This is a genomic window from Clostridium ljungdahlii, from assembly GCF_001636845.1.
In the GTDB taxonomy this organism is placed as follows: domain Bacteria; phylum Bacillota; class Clostridia; order Clostridiales; family Clostridiaceae; genus Clostridium_B; species Clostridium_B ljungdahlii_A.
Map to the genome: position 1 here is coordinate 99,637 of NZ_LITT01000046.1, position 18,787 is coordinate 118,423.

Below are 18,787 nucleotides of genomic sequence, written 5' to 3' on the forward strand. Positions count from 1 at the left end.
CAAAGAGTAACGAGCCATATTAAAATATTTAACATGTCTTATTAAAGATAAAAAACTTCCTGTCAGAAACTACAGGAAGTTATGTCCTCTTGTTTCTCATCTCTCAGGTTTTACCTGCTGGAATTAACACCTTGAATATAAATTCAGGTTGTCGGGCATCACAGGGCCAGTCCCTCTGCCTCTCTTGATAAGAAATTTATTTGTTTAATTGTACTATAGTGTAAACTATATTTATTTGTTTGTCAACCATAAATTTCCCTTTATATTTTTTAGAAAGTATACTCTAAATTTTCCTTTATATTAAAAAAATCTGAATAATCTATTTCAAAAATGGATTTCTTAATAGATGAAATATTTATTTTTCTCCTAATAAGTTGAGTCAATATACCTGCGTAAGATAAATCCCCTTGAATTATGGCACCGTATATTATACCATCTTTATGTATTACTTTTTTGTAATTACCATCTTTAGTTTCTATTTCTTCTTTATAGCTTTCATCTGGAACTGATACATTTCCCAGAGACATAGTTGCTAGTCCTAAAAAATTCATGGTATTTTTACTTCCAAAGAAATCTGTCATTAAAAGGTTTTTTCCTGCCATATTACTAGCTGCTACAATCCCTTCCTTAACAGCTGTAGGCCAAATTGGATTTCTTCCAGTTACATCACCTGCACCATAGACATCATCCATATTTGTCTGCCCTCTTTCATCAATGATAAGTCCAAACTTGTCAAATTCCACATTACTCCCCTGCAAAAAAGCAGTATTTGCTCTAACTCCTGCTGATACAACTACAAACTCACAGGGAATTAATTCGCCTGTATTTAAAAGCAATTCTTTAGGATTATTAGCTTCATCAACTAAAAGCTTTTCTGCTCTAACTCCTAATTTTAAATTTACTCCATTTTTTTTAAATAAATCTTCATATCTGCCCGCTGCATATTTATCAAGCTGAACTGCTAAAATCCTGTCGTTCATTTCTACAACTGAAATATTCAATCCATAACCTAAAAGCCCTGTAATTGCATCAATTCCTATAAGGCCTGCTCCAAGTACAACTATATTTTTTACTTTTTTAGCTGCATCCTTTATTTTTTGTGCATCTTCCAAATTTCTAAGTCCTACTACATTATTTGCTCCTCTAAGATTTTCCACGGGAGGTATGAAAGAACTTGCTCCACTTGCTACAAGAAGCTTGTCATAATTTAACCTGCTTCCATCTGAAAGCTCTATTTCATGCTCTTCATCTTTTAGCTTATCTACTGCAATTCCTTTCATCCATTTTATGTTGTACTTTTTAAAATAATCCTTTTCCGAAAAATTGAGTGCATCTATATTTCTTTTATTACTAATATAATGGTGTAATATACACCTGGAATAGACATATTCATCTTTTGAAACCAATATTATATCTGCATCAGGTTCAAGTTTTCTAAGAGTTCTTGCACCATTTATACCAGATGCAGAAGCCCCTATTACAACGTAGGTCATATACACTACACCTCCTCTAAAGTAATAGCATGCATAGGACATCTGGCTACACACTGCGGACTTTTACTTTCCGTATGCTGACACATATCACATTTCATAATTTCTCTATTATTTTCACTATCTGCCTTTAGCACTCCATAAGGACATGCCATTATACACATAAAACAGCTTGCACATTGATTTTTATCGTACTCTACAATACCGGTATCTGGGTTTTTTCTCATAGCACCAGTCATACACGTATATACACATTCTGGTCTGTCACAGTGCCTGCAAAATATGGGAGCGTATTTTCCTTTACTACTCAGCGTAATTCTACTTCTATTATCAACACAATCATGTGAAACAATACAGGCTGTGGTACAAGTAAGGCATCCAATACACTTACTTCTATCTATCTTTATTCTCTTCAAAATTATCAGCTCCTAACTTGTGAAACTTTTTCAATATTTACAGGCACATATTTATAAGAAGGTTCTTTTGAGTAAGGATCAAATATGGATGGAGTTAATGAATTTGTTTCTATATAGTGAATTGGAGCATATAATTGATCTTCTTTTACATTTCTTGTCAGTACAACCCTAAATTCATTTTTATGTCCATTTGCCGATAAAATCACAACTTTTTCATTTTCCTTTATATGCAGCTTTTCAGCTAATTTATAGTTTATGAAAATATAAGGATCTGTGAAGCAGCTATTTTTTACAAATTCAATTTCCCTAGTTCTAGTCTGGGTATGCCATTGTCCCACAGTTCCCCTACCTGAATTAAATATATATGGAAATTTCTCTGTTTGGGTAAAGGGTTTTTGAGCTACATCTTCATAAATGAGCTTTACTTTTTTGTCTGCCGTAAAATATTTATTATCTTCAAACAGCCTTCTCTCATCACCAGTTAATATATCCCCCTCTTTAAAAGGCCACTGTATTCCTTTTGATGAAACCAGCATATCATAATCAATGCCAGTTATATCACAAGGCATTTTACTGCTAAATTGTTTTATAAGCTCAAAAGCATGTCTTGGAGTCTTCCACTTTTCTAAGGGTTTTCCTACTTCCAGTGCTCTTCCTATTCCAAGTAATATATCATAATCTGTAAGTTCACCTTTTTCTTTTTTTAACACTGGAGTTACAGCTGACAAACGCCTTTCCGTGTTTATAAGAAATCCTTCTTTTTTGAGAGCTGAAACAGAAGGTAAAAATAAATCACATGATTTAGAAGTATCCGTATCATCATATATATCTTGGACAACCAAGAATTCTAATTTTTGAACTGCTTTTTCAAATTCCTCATTATTAGCCCAGGAATGTCTAGGATTTGTTCCAATTACCCACAATGCCTTAATTTCTCCACTGTTTATTTTATCTATAATTTTATTGTAAGGTATGGTTGGCTTTTTGGGTATCATCTCACAAGAAACATCTAAAATAGAAGCAATTTCTTCCCTATGCTTTGGATTGTCAAAGTCTCTGCCTCCATATAAAGCTGTAGTATTACTGTATATTCTTGAACCCATAGCATTACATTGGCCTGTTATTGAATTTGCTCCAGTACCTTCTTTTCCTATGTTTCCGGTAATAACTGCAAGGTTTATTATTGATTGTGCAGTTCTAACTGCCTCATATCCTTGGTTTATTCCTATAGTCCACCAAAATGAAACTCTTTTCCCGTTGTGAATTATTTCTGCAAGTTCCATTACCCTTTTACTCGAAATTCCAGTTTTTTCTTCTACATTTTCTAAAGTATACTTTTTCACATGTTCCTTAAATCCTTCAAAGCCTTCTGAATATTTCTCTATATATTCTTTATCAATCCAGTTCTTTTCTATAAGTACATTTGCAAGGGTATAAAAGAGTATAATATCGGATTTCGGCTTGATATCTATCCATAAATTTGAGTTAATTGCTGTTTCGGATTTTCTAGGATCAATAGTTATTACTATAGCTTTTTCATTTTTTCTTATATGACTCCACATAATAGGATGGGCGACCACAGGATTTGCTCCAATTAATATAATAGTGTCAGAAATTTCAAAATCTTTCAGTGTATAAGGAGGTGCATCAAATCCAAAGCTCTGTTTATGTGCTACAGCTGCCGTAGCCATACAAAGTCTTGTGTTTCCATCCCCGTTTATTTGCATACAGCACCTGCCTATAAATCCCAAGAGAGCCATTTCTTCTGTTGTTATTTGACCGGTACTCAAATACGCTGCACTTTCAGTTCCGTATTTTTCCTGAATAGATCTCATTCTGAAAGCAAAAGTTTCAAAGGCATCCTCCCAAGAAATTACTTTCATCTTCCCACTTTCATCTTTCAAAAGTGGCAACTTACTGGATTTAAATTTTCTGCACTGCTTATTTAAATTTAATCCCTTTATACAGCAAAATCCATCATTTACCGGATAACCTTTAGTGGGAAGTATTTTCTTTATTTTATTATCTTCAACATAAAAGTCCAGATTACATCCAAGTGCACAATAATTACAAGTTGATTGTTTTACTTCCACGTAATTCATCTCCACTTCTCAATATTTTTTACTAAAAATACACGATTTAAATTTCAAAATCATTTACCCTTTGAAGTAGATTTCAACAAACCTATAATAAGAAGGGAAATCAAAGCAAGTGCTATAAATATTACAAATCCTCTAGAATAACCACTTAAGCTTTTACCTGTCTTATCTATAAAGGATGCCATTAAAGGCGGTATAACAAAACCTCCAAAAGCTCCTAATCCACCGACCCAACCAGAAGCACCTCCAATAGCATGAGGAACTTCTTTAGGAAGTATTTTAAATACAGCAGCATTTGTCACACCCATTCCTACAGCTAAGAGTAAAATTCCTATAACAGCTAAAGGCATTGAAGAAGCAATAAACATGCATATTGTACCTGCAAGCATTATAAAAAGTGCTGTAATTGATGTAGATTCTCCTCCAACTTTATCTGCTATCTTTCCACCATAAATTCTTACAACAGATGTAGTAATTGAGTAAATGGCAGTTAATAAACCTGCAACTTTCAAGTTCAACTTAAAAAAGGTTGTCCAATATGTTGGAAGCCAGCTAGTTAGTGCTAAAAAGCCTCCAAATGTGGTAAAGTACACTATAACAAGTGCCCAAGTTTTCCAGGCCTTTGCAGAAATAATAAGACTTTCACTAACTTTGTCATTTGGAAACAGTTCCTGCCCATATTCCTTTGAAGCTGTCATCTTTGCTTGTTCTCTTCCCACTCCTGCATGAATTAGTTGAAAATACCAAGCATTTTTTCCTATAATAAAATATGTTATAGTTCCTGCTATTAAGAATATCAACCAGGCTAAATAAGAACCTGATAATCCTAAAAGTGGCAGTGCTACGTTTGGAAGCAAAAGTGTAAATATTCCAGGTGCTAGATTTCCCACTCCACCATATATGCCAAGTGCAACTCCCTGCTTATTTTGTGGAAACCAATAGGACGATTGGCTAACTCCTACAGAAAAGGTAGCTATACCACAGCCTGACAGTGCCCCAAATATCAAAAGCAGGGAATAGCAGTTACTTAAATCCTGCTTAAAAAAAGCCATAACTATATAGAGTCCCGTCATACCGATTATTGAAAGTATAAGTAATGTAATAAAGGGTTTTCTTCCTCCATCTACGTCAACCCAAGCTGCAAATGGAATCCTAAGCAGTGATCCTGATAAATTTGGTATTGCAATAAGAAGCGCTAGTAAGATAGGATTCAAATCTATAAAACTTTTTTTAAACACAGCAGCTGTGGCACCATAAAGTGCAACTGCTGCAAATCCTACAAAAAAACCTAAGGTTGCTCCTGTTAATCCTTGTTTGGAATTTCCTTTAACACTTACAATATCCATTATTTCCCCTCCTATTTGTGATTTAAGTGCTTTACCAATTTATAGTTTCAGCAACTTCAGCTTTAAGGTCTAAATTTACATCTTTTAAAGCCCACTTTTTAAATTCCTGATACCCTGTTCTATCTACGATATATCCTATATGTTCTTTTCCACCAGGAGCATTTTTGTCTATATATTTATCTATATATTCATAGGTATTTAAAATTATCTTCACAATGCTATCTTCATCTACCCATTTAATGAAATCCTGACCTAATCTTGGATTTTTCTTTCCCGTTCTACCAAGGATAGTCAATTTAAAATACTTCTTACTGCTTCTTGTCCATGCCCCCATTGGGCATTTGTCCACACATTCACCACAACCTATACACTTTTTAGCATCCCTCAAGACCTTAAAATTTTCAAATTTGAGTGCATCTGCAGATCTTAGTTTACAATTTTTAACACAAGCTTTACAGCCCACACATCTATAACTTTCATACTGCGGTTCTGTCATGCCTATAATTCCAAAATCATGCATTCTCACTTTTACACAATCATTTGGACATCCAGTTAATGCTACTTTTACATGGTAGTCATTTGGAAATATAACCTTTTCTATTCTCTTTGCAAAAGCAGTGGTGTCATAATTTGCAAAAGGACAGACTTTATTTCCTATACAAGCAGTAACATTTCTTGTTCCTGATGCTGAATATCCATTTTTAGGATCAGTTTGATTTATTTCAAGTCCTTCTATAACAGGTTGTATCATCCTATTTATCTCAGGAATGTTTTTCATATCAATTCCAGGTATTTCAAAGCCCTGTCTTGTAGTAATATTAATTGTTCCATTTCCATATTGCTGTGCAACCTTTTGAATTATTTCAAAATATTTTGCTTCTATATATCCACCTGGTACTCTAATCCTTATGGCCGTCTTTCCTCTTTCCTTAGTTACTCTAAATGCATTCTTTTTTAGAACTTTTGTATTGATATCCATAATCGTCCTCCTTTTTTAATCCATTAAAAGTTTGGCTTTAACATAATTAAATACCGGACCGTCAAGGCAAATATATGTATCGTCCATTTTACAATGACCACACTTTCCTAAACCACAGCACATCTTTCTTTCATAAGAAACCCAAATGTTTTCCTCTTTAATTCCCCTCTTCAAAAATTCTGCTATAGTAAATTTAAGCATTATTGGAGGACCTACTACTACTACCTGTACTTCTTCCACATTATTTATATTTAAATCTTTAATATAAGTAGTAATTAAGCCTACATTCCCACCATAACTTTCATCAGCCTTGTCCACTGTTAAAGTAACACCAACATTTTTTCTCCATTCTTCTATATTCTTTTTAAACAATATATCATCTGGTGACTTAAATCCCATTAAAACATTAAAATTTGTAACTTCATTTCTATTAGCAGCAAAGTAGTCTACAATACCTTTTACAGGTGCTAATCCAGTTCCTCCTGCAGCTACAATAAGTTCTTTTCCCTTATATGTATCTAAGTCAAAACCGTTTCCATAAGGTCCCCTCATAAACAGAGTATCTCCTACAAAAAAAGTATGAATGACATCTGTAACTACTCCCACACGTCTTATAGTTAGGCCTATATACCCATCTCCTATTTCACATACAGATATAGGAGCTTCTCCATATTTAGGTATGGAAATTTCAAAAAATTGTCCCGGCTTTACATCTCCTTCAAATTCCATTTTAAATGTATAATCAATATCCGTATGTTTTGTAATATCTAATATTTTACTAGCCTTTGGCAAATATACATTTTCCATTTATTTCACCTCTCCCACTGTATCATTTAACTTATTCACACAATTTGAAAAAGATATATATTCTGGACATGCATCATCACATCTTCCGCATCCAACACACATGTTATATCCAAATCTTTTCTTAAAGTCATAAACTTTATGCATAACCTTAAATCTCATTCTCTGTCCTTTATCCTGTCTAAAGCTGTGTCCTCCAGCTATATCCGTATACCCATCAATCTGACAGGAAGTCAACACTCTTCTTCTCTCTCCTACATTTTTATTGTCTTTATAGAAAATGTCCTGCATATTAAAACATGTGCATGTTCCACAAACAAGGTTACATCTTCCACAAGAAATACATCGTGAGGAATACTCTTTCCACAGTGGAGCATTAAATACACTTACATCCATATTTTCAGGAACTTTAACCTTTACATCGTTTTCTGTGACAAAGTTAGGTTCTACATTACATTCTGTCATTCCATCAAAGTAATTTTTAAAGCTTTCATCTTTACACTTTACTGAAACTTTTCCATCTTTATATTTTATAAATAGGTCATAGTTTTCTGTCTTATTACTGCCCATACTTACGCAGAAACAGTTTTCAAAGCTGTGTTCACATTCCATAAGTGCAAATTTTACTTTATCTCTTACTTTTTTATAATAAGGATCCTCTACACCATTTCTCAAATAAATTTCATCAACTCTCCTTACAGCATTGATGTCACAGCTTCTTAAAAATATCAATATCTTTTTGTCATCCACTTTTGGTTCCATTACAGAATCTTCTGTAAAATAAAACAAGGTTTTAGTTATTGGAAGCATCACTTCTTTTGGTGAAAAGTTTGATTTTTCCTCAAATATTATTTCTTCAATAGTATTTATCTCTGCATACCTAACTGTATCTGTATCCGAAAATCTTCCCTTACCTTTTAATTTCACTGGAGCATAGATTTTGTACTCTTTTTGCAGCTTTTTTAAAAAATTATCAAATTCCACATTACTAATTTGAAACCCCATTTGTCAATTCCCTCCTTAGAATTTTTGTAACCCTAACAGCATGTAATCATCGTTGTTATATATTTAACATATCATAAATATAAAAAATTTAACGTGATACAAATCACGTTATGGCCAAAAAATAAAAAACTGCATTTGCATCATTTTCTACAAATACAGCCTTCCTCTAAATTCCCCTGAAATACATTGACAGCACCTTGGGATCTATAACTATTATCTTTTTATGATGAAATTTTATCATACCTTTTTTTTCAAAATTATTCATGCAGCGTGAAATAGTCTCTCTCGTACTACCAAGCATTTCAGCTAAATATGTTATGCTTATATTCAAGTCAATAACTGTACCTTCTTTTGTTTCCACTCCGTAATCCCTTGATAGCTTCCAGAGTTTTGCTGCAAGTTTTTTATCCATTTTTATAGGTACTGTATTTTTCAATTGCCTGTAGAGTCTTCTTATTTTTTTAGCCATAGAATTAATTATAATATGCGTAAATTCAAAATCTTCTGCCATTATTTTTAACAAATCATTTCTAAAAAAATACAATATATAACTGTTTTCAAAAGCTTCACAGCTTATGGATGCAGGTAAATTGTCAAAAATGACTTCATTTATAAATTCTCCTCTGCCTAAAATATATACAACCCTTTTTTGTCCATCTTCTGATATCTTATACATAGTTACTTTTCCACTTAAAACAATATAAATTTTATCCACTTTGTCTTTTTCGCAAAACAATTCTTCACCTTTAGTAAGTTTTATCTTAAGAGCCTTTGCTTGCATCAATTTCAACGTAGATTTATTTACTTTTTCAAATAAGGAAAGTCCATTAAAATCATCATCGGAAACTTTTGTCATAACTTATACCTTCTGGCTGCGTTCTATACAAATACTTTCCAAGAGGTTTATCTTCAATGAATTTTCCATTAGATATAACCTTATTTCCTCTCAAAAAAGCATGCAGTACTCTTCCCTTCTGTTCAAAACCTTCATAAGGAGTATAGTCTACATTTTGCATTTGATTTTTAACACTAATAGCTTTAGAAAAAGCAGGGTCCCATACTACAATATCAGCGTCACTGCCCACTGCAATAGTTCCTTTCTGTGGAAAAAGTCCAAATAATTTAGCGGCATTAGTTGAAGTAAGTGCAACCATTTCATTCATACTTATTCTGTTTTTTAGCACTCCATAAGTATACATAAGCCCAATTCTATGTTCTACACCTGGAGCCCCATTTGGAATCTTGCTAAAGTCATCAATGCCAATTTCTTTTTGACCTTTATAATTAAATGAACAGTGATCTGTCCCAATGGTCATTATCTCTCTGGAGCTTATCCCCTTCCACAATGCATCATTATCATATGCTTTTCTAAGAGGAGGTGACATTACATACTTTGCTCCCTCAAAATTATGGCTGTTCTTATCTCCATAACAGGAATCGTCCAGCAGCAGATACTGAGGACAAGTCTCCGCATAAACTTTTATTCCCCTCTTTTTAGCATCTAAAATACTTAATAAACCTTCTCTAGTACTTAAATGTACAATATACACCGGTGTATCTGCAATTTCTGCAATATTAAGCAGCCTTACAATCGCCTCTTTTTCAACTAAAGCAGGTCTTGTCAACGGATGATAATAAGGGGAGCTGTCTCCCTTTGATTTAGCTTCATTTATAAGTGCTTCTATAATATCACCATTTTCACAGTGAAAAGTTATCAAGCTCTTTAACTCTTTACTTCTTTTTAAAGCTTCAAATATTACACCATCATCTACCTGAAGCGTTTTTTTATAGGCCATATATAATTTAAATGAAGTTACACCTTCTTTAACCATATCTTCCATTTCACAAGATGTCTTATCATTCCAATCCGTAATACCCATGTGAAACCCATAATCACAATAGCAAATTCCATCTGACTTTTTATGCTGCTTTCTTAAGGCTTCTTTTAATGTCTCTCCCTTGTTTTGTGTAGCATAATCTAATATTGTAGTGGTACCTCCAACTAAAGCTGCTTTTGTTCCAGTTTCAAAATTATCTGCAGTTACTATAGAACCACTTTCCAAATCAAAGTGAGTATGAGTATCTATACCACCCGGTAAAATATAGCATCCTTTTACAGATATGACTTCATCTCCACTCTTTTCTATATCATTTCCTATTGAAACAATTCTTTCATCTTCTATTCTTATATCTGAACAATAAGAATCCACAGCAGTTACAATTTTTCCTCCTTCAAGTACTATGCCCATAAGCAAAGCCTCCTTTTTATATATTCTAACACAAAAAATATAAAGTATAATTAACTTAACTTTCACAATTTAAAAGTAATGCGACACAACTTTTTGAGAGGACATTTGACAGAGGACAGAGGACAATGAAGGTGAGTTTTCCTTCCTTACGTCAGAAAACTAATTTATTTTTAAGCTTGCTTTGCTAACGCAAAACAAGCTTAAAATTTATATAAGTCATCAATATTTCGCTTTAGCGAAATGAGTCATTAAAAATTTAATCAAAGATTTTTCGTAGTGTAACGGAGAAAAATCCTCCTTCACTGTCCTCTGTCAATTGTCCACTGTCCTCTCAAAAAAAGTTGCTTCGCAATTTTCTTATATTAAGCAAATTTTCCTATGTGCGGAACTTCACCAATTAATTATCTATCTAAAGTAATAACTGTTCCTGTCTTACCTTCAAGGGCATCTTCACCTTTATAAAGTGAAGTAATTATTGACTTGTGGCGGGAGTTTGCCTTTGCAAACATCAATGCTGCCTCTACCTTTGGGAGCATTGATCCTTGAGCAAAATGGCCTTCTTCAATATACTTTTCTGCTTCTGCCACCGTAATGTGATTAAGGTCAATCTGATTAGCTTTCTTAAAATTAAGTGATACTTTTTCAACTTCTGTAAGTATCATAAGAATATCTGCATTTACATCTTCTGCAAGTCTTTCAGCTGCAAGATCTTTGTCTATGACTGCCGCAACACCTTCTAATGATCCATCTTCCTTTTGGGCAACAGGAATGCTTCCACCTCCAGCTGCTACGCAAATAGTAGAATCCCACAACACTTTAATTGCTGGGAGTTCAACTATTCTCTTTGGAACTGGTGAAGCCACTACTCTTCTCCACCCTCTTCCAGAGTCTTCTTTCATCACGTAACCTTTTTCTTTCTTAAGTTTTTCCGCCTCTTCCTTACTATAAAAAGTGCCTATGGGTTTAGTTGGGTTTTTAAATGCAGGATCATTTTTATCAACTACTGCCTGGGTTATAAGTGTCACTACAGGTACCTTCTTTTTTCTCTTATCTAAAGCCTTTCTCAGTGACTGCTGAATGTGATATCCTATATATCCCTGACTCATGGCACTGCATACGTCAAAAGGCATAGATGGTGTAACACTATTAGCTGCTTCCGATGCAAGTAAAATCCTTCCCACTTGAGGACCATTTCCATGAACTATTACAAGCTCATATCCCTTACAGCTTATATCTGCAATATATTCACAAGTTTTTTTTATTACTTCTAGTTGTGCCTCAGCTGTAGCTTTCGTACCAGGTTCTTGAAGTGCATTTCCACCTAATGCTATAACTAATTTACAAAATTCCATTATAATTCCCCCATATAATTATTTAGTCACATAGGATATTGGAATAAGCGCATACATTGCTGCACATTTTACTAATTCATCTTTCCATGTCTTTTCATTAGGTGCATGTGCTTGATCTTCGTGGCCTGGTCCAAAACCTATACATGGTATTTTATATCTTCCCATAATGGAAACTGCATTCGTAGAGAATGTCCATTTATCTACCTTTGGCTCACTCTTAAATAAATCCTTATAGCAAGTTACAACATTTTGACATACTTTGTGATCTTCAGGCAGTACCCAGGTTGGGAAGAAACATTCCGTTGGATATTTTAATCCTGTATAAGAAGGCCTTTCATAAGTGTACATTTCAACTTCAGCCTTTGCAGCCTTAACTGAAGGTAAATTCTTAATCTGCTCAATTGCATACTCCCAGGTTTCACCAGCAGTAAGCCTTCTATCAACAGAAATACTGCATCCATCTGCTACAGCACATCTTGAGGGTGATGAAAAGAATATTTCAGATACAGTTAATGTACCCTTTCCTAAAAATTCATCATTGATTAATTTTTCATTTAAATCCTTTAGCTCATTTAGTATAGGAGCCATTTTAAAAATTGCATTATCTCCTCTTTCCGGTGCAGAACCATGGCAGCTAATTCCATGGGTTGTAACTTTTATCTCCATTCTTCCCCTATGCCCTCTATATATATTTAATGAAGTTGGTTCTGTTATAACTACAAATTCCGGTTTTACTTTATCTTCATTGACTATATATTGCCAGCATAAGCCATCACAATCTTCTTCTTGAACAGTACCTGTTACTACTAATGTATAATCTCCTTCAAGTCCAAGATCTTTAATTATCTTGCCTGCATAAACCATGGAGGCCATTCCTCCCTCTTGATCTGATACACCTCTTCCCAAAATAACTTCGTCATCCTCATATCCTTCATAAGGATCATATTTCCATAGATTTCTATCTCCTATACCTACTGTATCTATATGGGCATCCATGGCAATGAGATGTTTTCCATGTCCTATATATCCAAGTACATTGCCTATGGGATCTATTTCTACTTTGTCAAAACCTACTTTTTCCATTTCCTCTTTTATTCTCAGTATAACTTTTTCTTCACCGCAGCTTTCGCTTGGAATTCGAGCCATGTCCCTTAAAAATCTACATATTTCAGGTTTATACTTTTCTGCCATATCCAATATTTTTTCTTTATTCAAATCTAATGCCATTTAAAATTCCCCCTATTTTACCTATCTTTAGAAACGCTTCCAGAGATCTTGTGCTAGTTCCCTGCTTCTTGCCATAATTCTTTCTTCATCAATGCCTACAAGTTTTCTATCTTCCATAATAACTTTACCATTTATAATTGTTGTATCTACACAACGTCCATTAATGCCAAATAGTAAGTGTGAATTAATATTGTTTTCATTTATTGGTGTAGGCGCATTGTAATCTACAATAATTATATCTGCCAATGCACCTTCTTTTAAAATACCAATTTTTCCATCAATAAATCTTTCAACAATTTTTCTATTATTATAGAAAAGCATTTCTGGAATTTCAGTCCAAGCTACAGTAGAATCTCCAGCAGCATGTTTATGAATAATATTTCCAACCTTATAAGATTCCATCATATCTGCGGTATAGCCATCTGTACCAAGGCCTAATAGAATTCCTTTTTTATACATTTTAAGTACAGGAGATACACCTACAGCATTACCCATATTGGATTCAGGATTGTGAACAACTATTGCATTTTTTTCTTTAATCAAGTCTAGCTCTTCATCCGAAACGTGAATACAGTGGACTAAAATTGTCTTATCAGAAAGTGCTCCTGCATCATACCATCTCTGTACAATGCCCTTGCCATATTTTTGTTTAGTTATTTCCAGGTCCTGTATTCCCTCTCCTGTATGAATATGAAAACCTGTATTTAAATTTTCTATGGCATCCATACATTTTTCCAAAGTTTTATCTGAAATTGTCATAGAAGCATGAAGTCCAAACATGCCTTTAATCATGTCATCTTTTTTATCATTACAATACTTAATGAAGTCCACATTTTCAGCAATACCTTCATCAGTAATTTTTTCTCCATCTCTATCTGAAGTTTCATAGCACAGACTGCTGCGGATACCTATCTTTTCTGCAGCCTCAGCTATCTTAAATAAGCTGCCTTTAACTGAATAAGCGCTTGCATGGTGATCAAAAGCAGTTGTAACACCATTTCTAACTTCATCAATCATCGGTACAATAGCACTATAATAAATATCCTCTGGAGTTAATACCTTATCAAGTCTCCACCACAATCCTGTAAGTATGTCCATAAGATTTTTTGCTGGAGGACTGTCATTGGCCATTCCTCTGGCAAAAGTGCTGTAATAATGCATATGGGTATTAATAAATCCTGGCATAACAAGCCTACCCTTTGCATCAATAAATCTTGCATCTTTATATTTTTTCTTTAATCCTTCTGTCAAGCCAATTTCAATAATTCTATTTCCAGAAACAGCAATACATCCATTATCAATAATTGGCCTAGCATCATCCCTAGTAATAAGCTTACCATTTCCAATTAATAGCATACATTTTCCCTCCTAAGTTTTAATATTAGGTCACAGCATATAACTGTACTTATCTATGCAACTTTTAATTATACATTTCATTTCTTTTGAGATAATATTTTTCTCACCAATAGTGTAAATGGCAACTTTGCCGCTTTCCTCTCTAACTTTACAAACGCCTTTTTTTATATCAATAACACAAAATCCCTTATTTGTACTATTTTCGAAGTCATTTTCATTCCAAAAGACTGTCACTTTATCTTTATATGGATTTCCTTTATATGGACAGAAAACTCCACAATTTCCACATTCGTTGCACATACCATCCAAATGTATAATCTGATGAGAAGAGGAAAATTCTCCTACATCAATAACTACATTTGCCCTATTTGGACAAACATCAACACACAATTCGCAAATATTACTGCAGGAAAGGCATCTTTCATGTTCTTCTTCACAGCTTCCAGGATCCTTTAGTATACCCTTCCTACTATATATTTGTTTTTCGTCTATAGGGATAACTTTTTTCTCAAAATCATTGTCCAATTTTTCTTTTGACAATATATTTTTAGCAACTGCTTTTCCATCTGCTATTGCCTTGACAATAGTAGCCGGTCCGCACTTAGCATCACCTGGAATATATACATTGGAAATATTAGTTTCACAAGCTTCATTCAGTTTCGGAAAATCCTTAGAATCTAATTCTATTCCATTTCTTTTTAACAAATCACTATCCACTTTTTCTCCTACGGCAGCAATAACCGTATCTGCATCTAATACAACCTCTTTGCCAGTTGAAACAGGACTTCTCCTGCCTGAAGTATCTTTTTCTCCTAATATCATCTCTTCACAAAGCAATTTATTATCCTTAATAGATATCGGTGCAAGAAGTTCTTTAAATACAATGCCATCAGAAATAGCTAGCTTTAATTCTTCTGAATCTGCAGGCATATATTCCTTGGTTCTTCTATATACAATTGAAACAGTCTCCACTCCAGCTATTCTCTTAGCTGCCCTTGCTGCATCCATTGCTACATTTCCGCCTCCAATAATGCAAACATGCTTTCCTAAATCAATGTTTTCTTTTTCTGCTTTATATCTTTCAAGAAACGCAATGGCATTCACTGCTTTTTCCTTACCTTCTTTTAAAGATAATTTTCCTAGTTCCCAGGCACCTATTGCTAAGATAATATAATCATATTTTCCTTTCAATTCATCTATATTAAAATTCCCATTAATTCCAAATTCAAATTTCACTCCTTGTTTCTTTACAAGCTCAAAATCCTGGTCAATCATCTCAGATGGAATTCTAAAATCCGGGATAACATACCTTACTACACCATAAGGTTTTTCTCTTTTATCCATTACAGTTACATCCATACCATTTCTTCTCAAGAAAAGAGCTGCTGAAAGTCCCGCAGGGCCTGCACCTATAACTGCTGCTTTTTTATTACTTCTTATATCTTGAGGTTTGATATTTTCAATGTACTTTTTTTCAGCATGTAAGACAGCAACTTTTTTCATGTCCCTAATTAGAACAGATGAATCGTAGTCCAATCTAGTACATTTAAACTGGCAATTATGATTGCAAATAGTTGCTGTAATTGCCGGTGAAGCATTGTCCTTAGCAATTATAAAAAAGGCTTCATCATATTTCTTTTTACCTACTAAGGCCACATATTCAGGAATTTGTTGATTTATAGGACATCCTATGCTGCAAGGTGCCGTCATGCAATCATAAGTAGGAAGTTCTACAGAAAGTTTTCTACTTTCTACAGTTCTTGAGTTTTTAAGATGATGATCATCTTTTAAAGCTTCTTCTGCCAATTTTGATAACATGTCTGTATCTATTCCTGAGAATTTACCTTTAAGCTTTCTCTCTACCTTCTGAGCCATTTGCGTTATTCTCTCATATCCACCTGGCTTTAAGATAGTAGTTGCAAATGTCACCGGCTGAATTCCTGTAGTTAAAATTTTATCCACATTAAAGAAATCTGCTCCTCCTGAATAGGATACCTGTAAATCTCCACCAAATTCTTCAGCTAATTTACTTGCCAAGGATATTGTAAGAGGGAAAAGAGAACGTCCTGACATGTACATTTCTTCTCCAGGTAATTCTTTGTTTTCAATTTTAACTGGTAAAGTATTTGTAAGTTTCACTCCTATTTCTAAATTCAACGTCTTTGCAGCACCTTTCAAACGCTGGAGCATTGCCACAGCGTCCCCATACTGTAAGTCATTTTTAAAATGATCTCCATTTAAGGTTATATAACCATATCCCATTGTGTTAAGCGTATTTCTAACAAATTTTTCTCCTAAAAGAGTTGGATTCATCTTTATAAAAACATTTAACTTTTTTTCTTTCAGTAAGTAATTTGATATCTTTTCTATTTCCTCTGGAGGGCATCCATGCAGTGTAGATACTGTAATAGAGGAACAGACAATTGGGGATATTTCTTCTAAATCTTTTTCATTAAAATTGGAGAACAAATTCATATGAGAAGTAATTACTTTTTTACATTCATTCCATACTTTTGTATTAGAGGCATTTCTCATACCTTCAATATATTTATCTATTTTAGGAGATTTAATACCATCTAAATCATATCCTACACTCATGTTAAACATGAAATCTCTTTGCTTACTTAGATGAAGTTCCTTCATTAAAATATGAAGCAAGAGCCAGGCTTTTATATACTCACAAAAAGCCTCAGATACTTTTAGTTCTGTAGACCATTCCACGTTGTAACATTCATCTTGTGCACGAATACAAGGTTTAGCTACTGGTAAGTCTTCTCCATCAATAACTTGTACTGTTTTTAATTCAATAAATCGGCTCCCAGTCAAATAGGCAGAGACAATGTTCTGAGTCAATTGAGTGTTTGGCCCAGCAGCAGGTCCAAGGGGTGAAGATAGCTTTTCACCAAACACTTCAATTGATTTTCCTCTTTCATTTTTATAAAATTTATCTTTATGAATTCCAAAAATAGATCCCTTTTCTTTTAATTCTTTTATAACCCAAATAAGCATTTTTTCAAAAGAAATAGGGCACATTCTATCACTCATTTATATTCCCCCTAAGATATACTTTTACATTCTATTTTGCTAAAAATCTCGGTGGCTTTGAATCAATGATCTCTGTAAGTGTTTTTACAGGATCTTTCACCTTACTTAAGAAAATCATTGAAGCAACAATATAAGGTTTATATCCTGCCTGTTTATAAAGTTCTTCACGATAACGATCAAATACAGAAGCAGCTACTTCACCTTGCTTGCAACTTACTCCCGTAATATCTGCAGGTAAACAGTGCATATATAATGCTTTAGAATCTTTAGTGAGCTTCATCATTTCTTCTGTGCATTCCCAATCCTTACAATTTGCATTTTGATTTAACAGCTCTTTTTCAAGTACCTCTATTTCATCAAATTTACCTTCTCCATATAAGTTAGTACGCTTTTCCATGGCTGCAAATGGAGCCCAACTCTTTGGATAAACTATATCTGCATTCTCAAAAGCTTCTTTCATGGAGTTAGTTTTAATAAATTTACCTCCACTTATCTCAGCATTTCTTCTTGCAACATTCTCTACTTCTGGCAATATATCGTACCCTTCCGGATGTGCAAGTGTAACTTCCATACCCATTCTCGTCATTAAACCAATAATTCCTTGAGGTACGGATAATGGTTTGCCATAGGAAGGAGAATAAGCCCAGGTCATAGCTAGTTTTTTGCCTTTAAGATTTTGAGCTCCACCAAAATAATGAATTAAATGAAGTAAATCAGCCATACATTGAGTTGGATGGTCTATATCACACTGAAGATTTACAAGCGTAGGACGCTGTCCAAGTATCCCAGCTTTATATCCCTCTTGAACTGATTCTGATACTTTATGCATATACTTGTTTCCTTTGCCTATAAACATATCGTCCCTAATGCCTATAACATCTGCCATAAAAGAAATCATATTTGCTGTTTCACGAACAGTTTCTCCATGGGCAATCTGTGACTTTCCTTCATCAAGATCTTGAACCTCCAGGCCAAGTAAATTACATGCACTTGCAAAACTAAATCTTGTTCTTGTGGAATTATCACGAAACAGGGAAATTGCTAGTCCACTATCAAATATACGCGGTGATATATTATTCTCCCTCATCTGGCGTAAAATATCAGCAACTGTAAAAACTGCTTTAAGTTCTTCGTCTGTTTTTTCCCAGGTTAAAAAGAAATCATTACTATACATATTTTTATAATCTAGTTTTTTTAAATTTTGAATAAGTTCTTTTAATTTTTCCATAAGATATGCCTCCTAATTGCAATGATTGAATTAGTATATTTTAAAATTTTAATATAAATATATTTCGTCTTAGATATGGTATATTTAAAAGTTGGACTAACTAGTTAGTATAATTTGATTTTATAATAATAAAATATCTTTGTCAACGTTAAAATATTTTTCTTTTAAAGTAAAATAATGTCTAATATTAC

14 protein-coding genes and 1 riboswitch are annotated in these 18,787 nt (G+C 33.7%); all 14 genes read right to left on the minus strand.

The window, feature by feature from the left end; translation table 11 throughout:
* Positions 1 to 93: 93 nt before the first annotated feature.
* Positions 94 to 194: riboswitch (SAM riboswitch) on the minus strand.
* 75 nt (positions 195 to 269) lie between these two features.
* Positions 270 to 1,493: an NAD(P)/FAD-dependent oxidoreductase gene (locus tag WY13_RS14620; protein WP_063556351.1), complete on the minus strand. Its 1,224-nt coding sequence runs from the start codon at positions 1,491 to 1,493 to the stop codon at positions 270 to 272.
* A gap of 5 nt (positions 1,494 to 1,498) precedes the next feature.
* A complete protein-coding gene (locus WY13_RS14625; protein ID WP_063556352.1) occupies positions 1,499 to 1,906 on the minus strand; it encodes a 4Fe-4S dicluster domain-containing protein in 408 nt (135 codons plus the stop codon).
* A 5-nt stretch (positions 1,907 to 1,911) separates the two neighbouring features.
* Complete coding sequence (locus tag WY13_RS14630) at positions 1,912 to 4,008, minus strand: molybdopterin oxidoreductase family protein (protein WP_431602468.1); 2,097 nt, start codon at positions 4,006 to 4,008, stop codon at positions 1,912 to 1,914.
* 50 nt (positions 4,009 to 4,058) lie between these two features.
* Positions 4,059 to 5,351: an MFS transporter gene (locus tag WY13_RS14635; RefSeq protein ID WP_063556354.1), complete on the minus strand. Its 1,293-nt coding sequence runs from the start codon at positions 5,349 to 5,351 to the stop codon at positions 4,059 to 4,061.
* Positions 5,352 to 5,382: 31 nt separating this feature from the next.
* Positions 5,383 to 6,330: a sulfite reductase subunit C gene (gene asrC, locus WY13_RS14640; protein WP_063556355.1), complete on the minus strand. Its 948-nt coding sequence runs from the start codon at positions 6,328 to 6,330 to the stop codon at positions 5,383 to 5,385.
* 15 nt (positions 6,331 to 6,345) lie between these two features.
* Positions 6,346 to 7,137 carry an anaerobic sulfite reductase subunit AsrB gene (gene asrB, locus WY13_RS14645; RefSeq protein WP_063556356.1) on the minus strand — a complete coding sequence of 264 codons (792 nt, stop codon included), beginning with the start codon at positions 7,135 to 7,137 and terminating at the stop codon, positions 6,346 to 6,348.
* Positions 7,138 to 8,139, minus strand: coding sequence for an anaerobic sulfite reductase subunit AsrA (gene asrA / locus WY13_RS14650; RefSeq protein ID WP_063556357.1), 1,002 nt, complete (start codon positions 8,137 to 8,139; stop codon positions 7,138 to 7,140).
* 166 nt (positions 8,140 to 8,305) lie between these two features.
* Positions 8,306 to 8,995 carry a Crp/Fnr family transcriptional regulator gene (locus tag WY13_RS14655; RefSeq protein WP_063556358.1) on the minus strand — a complete coding sequence of 230 codons (690 nt, stop codon included), beginning with the start codon at positions 8,993 to 8,995 and terminating at the stop codon, positions 8,306 to 8,308.
* Positions 8,976 to 10,388, minus strand: coding sequence for a dihydropyrimidinase (gene hydA / locus WY13_RS14660; RefSeq protein ID WP_063556359.1), 1,413 nt, complete (start codon positions 10,386 to 10,388; stop codon positions 8,976 to 8,978). The genes WY13_RS14655 and hydA overlap by 20 nt, the downstream gene beginning before the upstream one ends.
* A gap of 401 nt (positions 10,389 to 10,789) precedes the next feature.
* Entirely contained in the window at positions 10,790 to 11,740 is a 951-nt protein-coding gene (gene arcC, locus WY13_RS14665; protein WP_063556360.1) for a carbamate kinase, read from the minus strand.
* Between the two features lie 18 nt (positions 11,741 to 11,758).
* Positions 11,759 to 12,967: a YgeY family selenium metabolism-linked hydrolase gene (locus tag WY13_RS14670; protein WP_063556361.1), complete on the minus strand. Its 1,209-nt coding sequence runs from the start codon at positions 12,965 to 12,967 to the stop codon at positions 11,759 to 11,761.
* A 27-nt stretch (positions 12,968 to 12,994) separates the two neighbouring features.
* Positions 12,995 to 14,323, minus strand: a complete 1,329-nt coding sequence (gene ssnA, locus WY13_RS14675) for a putative aminohydrolase SsnA (RefSeq protein WP_063556362.1) — start codon at positions 14,321 to 14,323, stop codon at positions 12,995 to 12,997.
* 30 nt (positions 14,324 to 14,353) lie between these two features.
* Positions 14,354 to 17,368 carry a putative selenate reductase subunit YgfK gene (gene ygfK, locus WY13_RS14680; protein ID WP_063556363.1) on the minus strand — a complete coding sequence of 1,005 codons (3,015 nt, stop codon included), beginning with the start codon at positions 17,366 to 17,368 and terminating at the stop codon, positions 14,354 to 14,356.
* A gap of 31 nt (positions 17,369 to 17,399) precedes the next feature.
* On the minus strand, positions 17,400 to 18,596 hold the full coding sequence (gene ygeW, locus WY13_RS14685; protein ID WP_063556364.1) for a knotted carbamoyltransferase YgeW: 1,197 nt from the start codon (positions 18,594 to 18,596) through the stop codon (positions 17,400 to 17,402).
* Positions 18,597 to 18,787: the final 191 nt, after the last annotated feature.

Bases quoted from the DNA above. Each gene is read 5' to 3' on its own strand.
- ygeW (WP_063556364.1), bottom strand. From the start codon at position 18,596: ATGGAAAAATTAAAAGAACTTATTCAAAATTTAAAAAAACTAGATTAT.
- hydA (WP_063556359.1), bottom strand. From the start codon at position 10,388: ATGGGCATAGTACTTGAAGGAGGAAAAATTGTAACTGCTGTGGATTCT.
- WY13_RS14635 (WP_063556354.1), bottom strand. From the start codon at position 5,351: ATGGATATTGTAAGTGTTAAAGGAAATTCCAAACAAGGATTAACAGGA.
- WY13_RS14630 (WP_431602468.1), bottom strand. From the start codon at position 4,008: ATGAATTACGTGGAAGTAAAACAATCAACTTGTAATTATTGTGCACTT.
- asrA (WP_063556357.1), bottom strand. From the start codon at position 8,139: ATGGGGTTTCAAATTAGTAATGTGGAATTTGATAATTTTTTAAAAAAG.
- ssnA (WP_063556362.1), bottom strand. From the start codon at position 14,323: ATGCTATTAATTGGAAATGGTAAGCTTATTACTAGGGATGATGCTAGG.
- asrB (WP_063556356.1), bottom strand. From the start codon at position 7,137: ATGGAAAATGTATATTTGCCAAAGGCTAGTAAAATATTAGATATTACA.
- arcC (WP_063556360.1), bottom strand. From the start codon at position 11,740: ATGGAATTTTGTAAATTAGTTATAGCATTAGGTGGAAATGCACTTCAA.
- asrC (WP_063556355.1), bottom strand. From the start codon at position 6,330: ATGGATATCAATACAAAAGTTCTAAAAAAGAATGCATTTAGAGTAACT.
- WY13_RS14655 (WP_063556358.1), bottom strand. From the start codon at position 8,995: ATGACAAAAGTTTCCGATGATGATTTTAATGGACTTTCCTTATTTGAA.
- WY13_RS14620 (WP_063556351.1), bottom strand. From the start codon at position 1,493: ATGACCTACGTTGTAATAGGGGCTTCTGCATCTGGTATAAATGGTGCA.
- WY13_RS14670 (WP_063556361.1), bottom strand. From the start codon at position 12,967: ATGGCATTAGATTTGAATAAAGAAAAAATATTGGATATGGCAGAAAAG.
- ygfK (WP_063556363.1), bottom strand. From the start codon at position 17,368: ATGAGTGATAGAATGTGCCCTATTTCTTTTGAAAAAATGCTTATTTGG.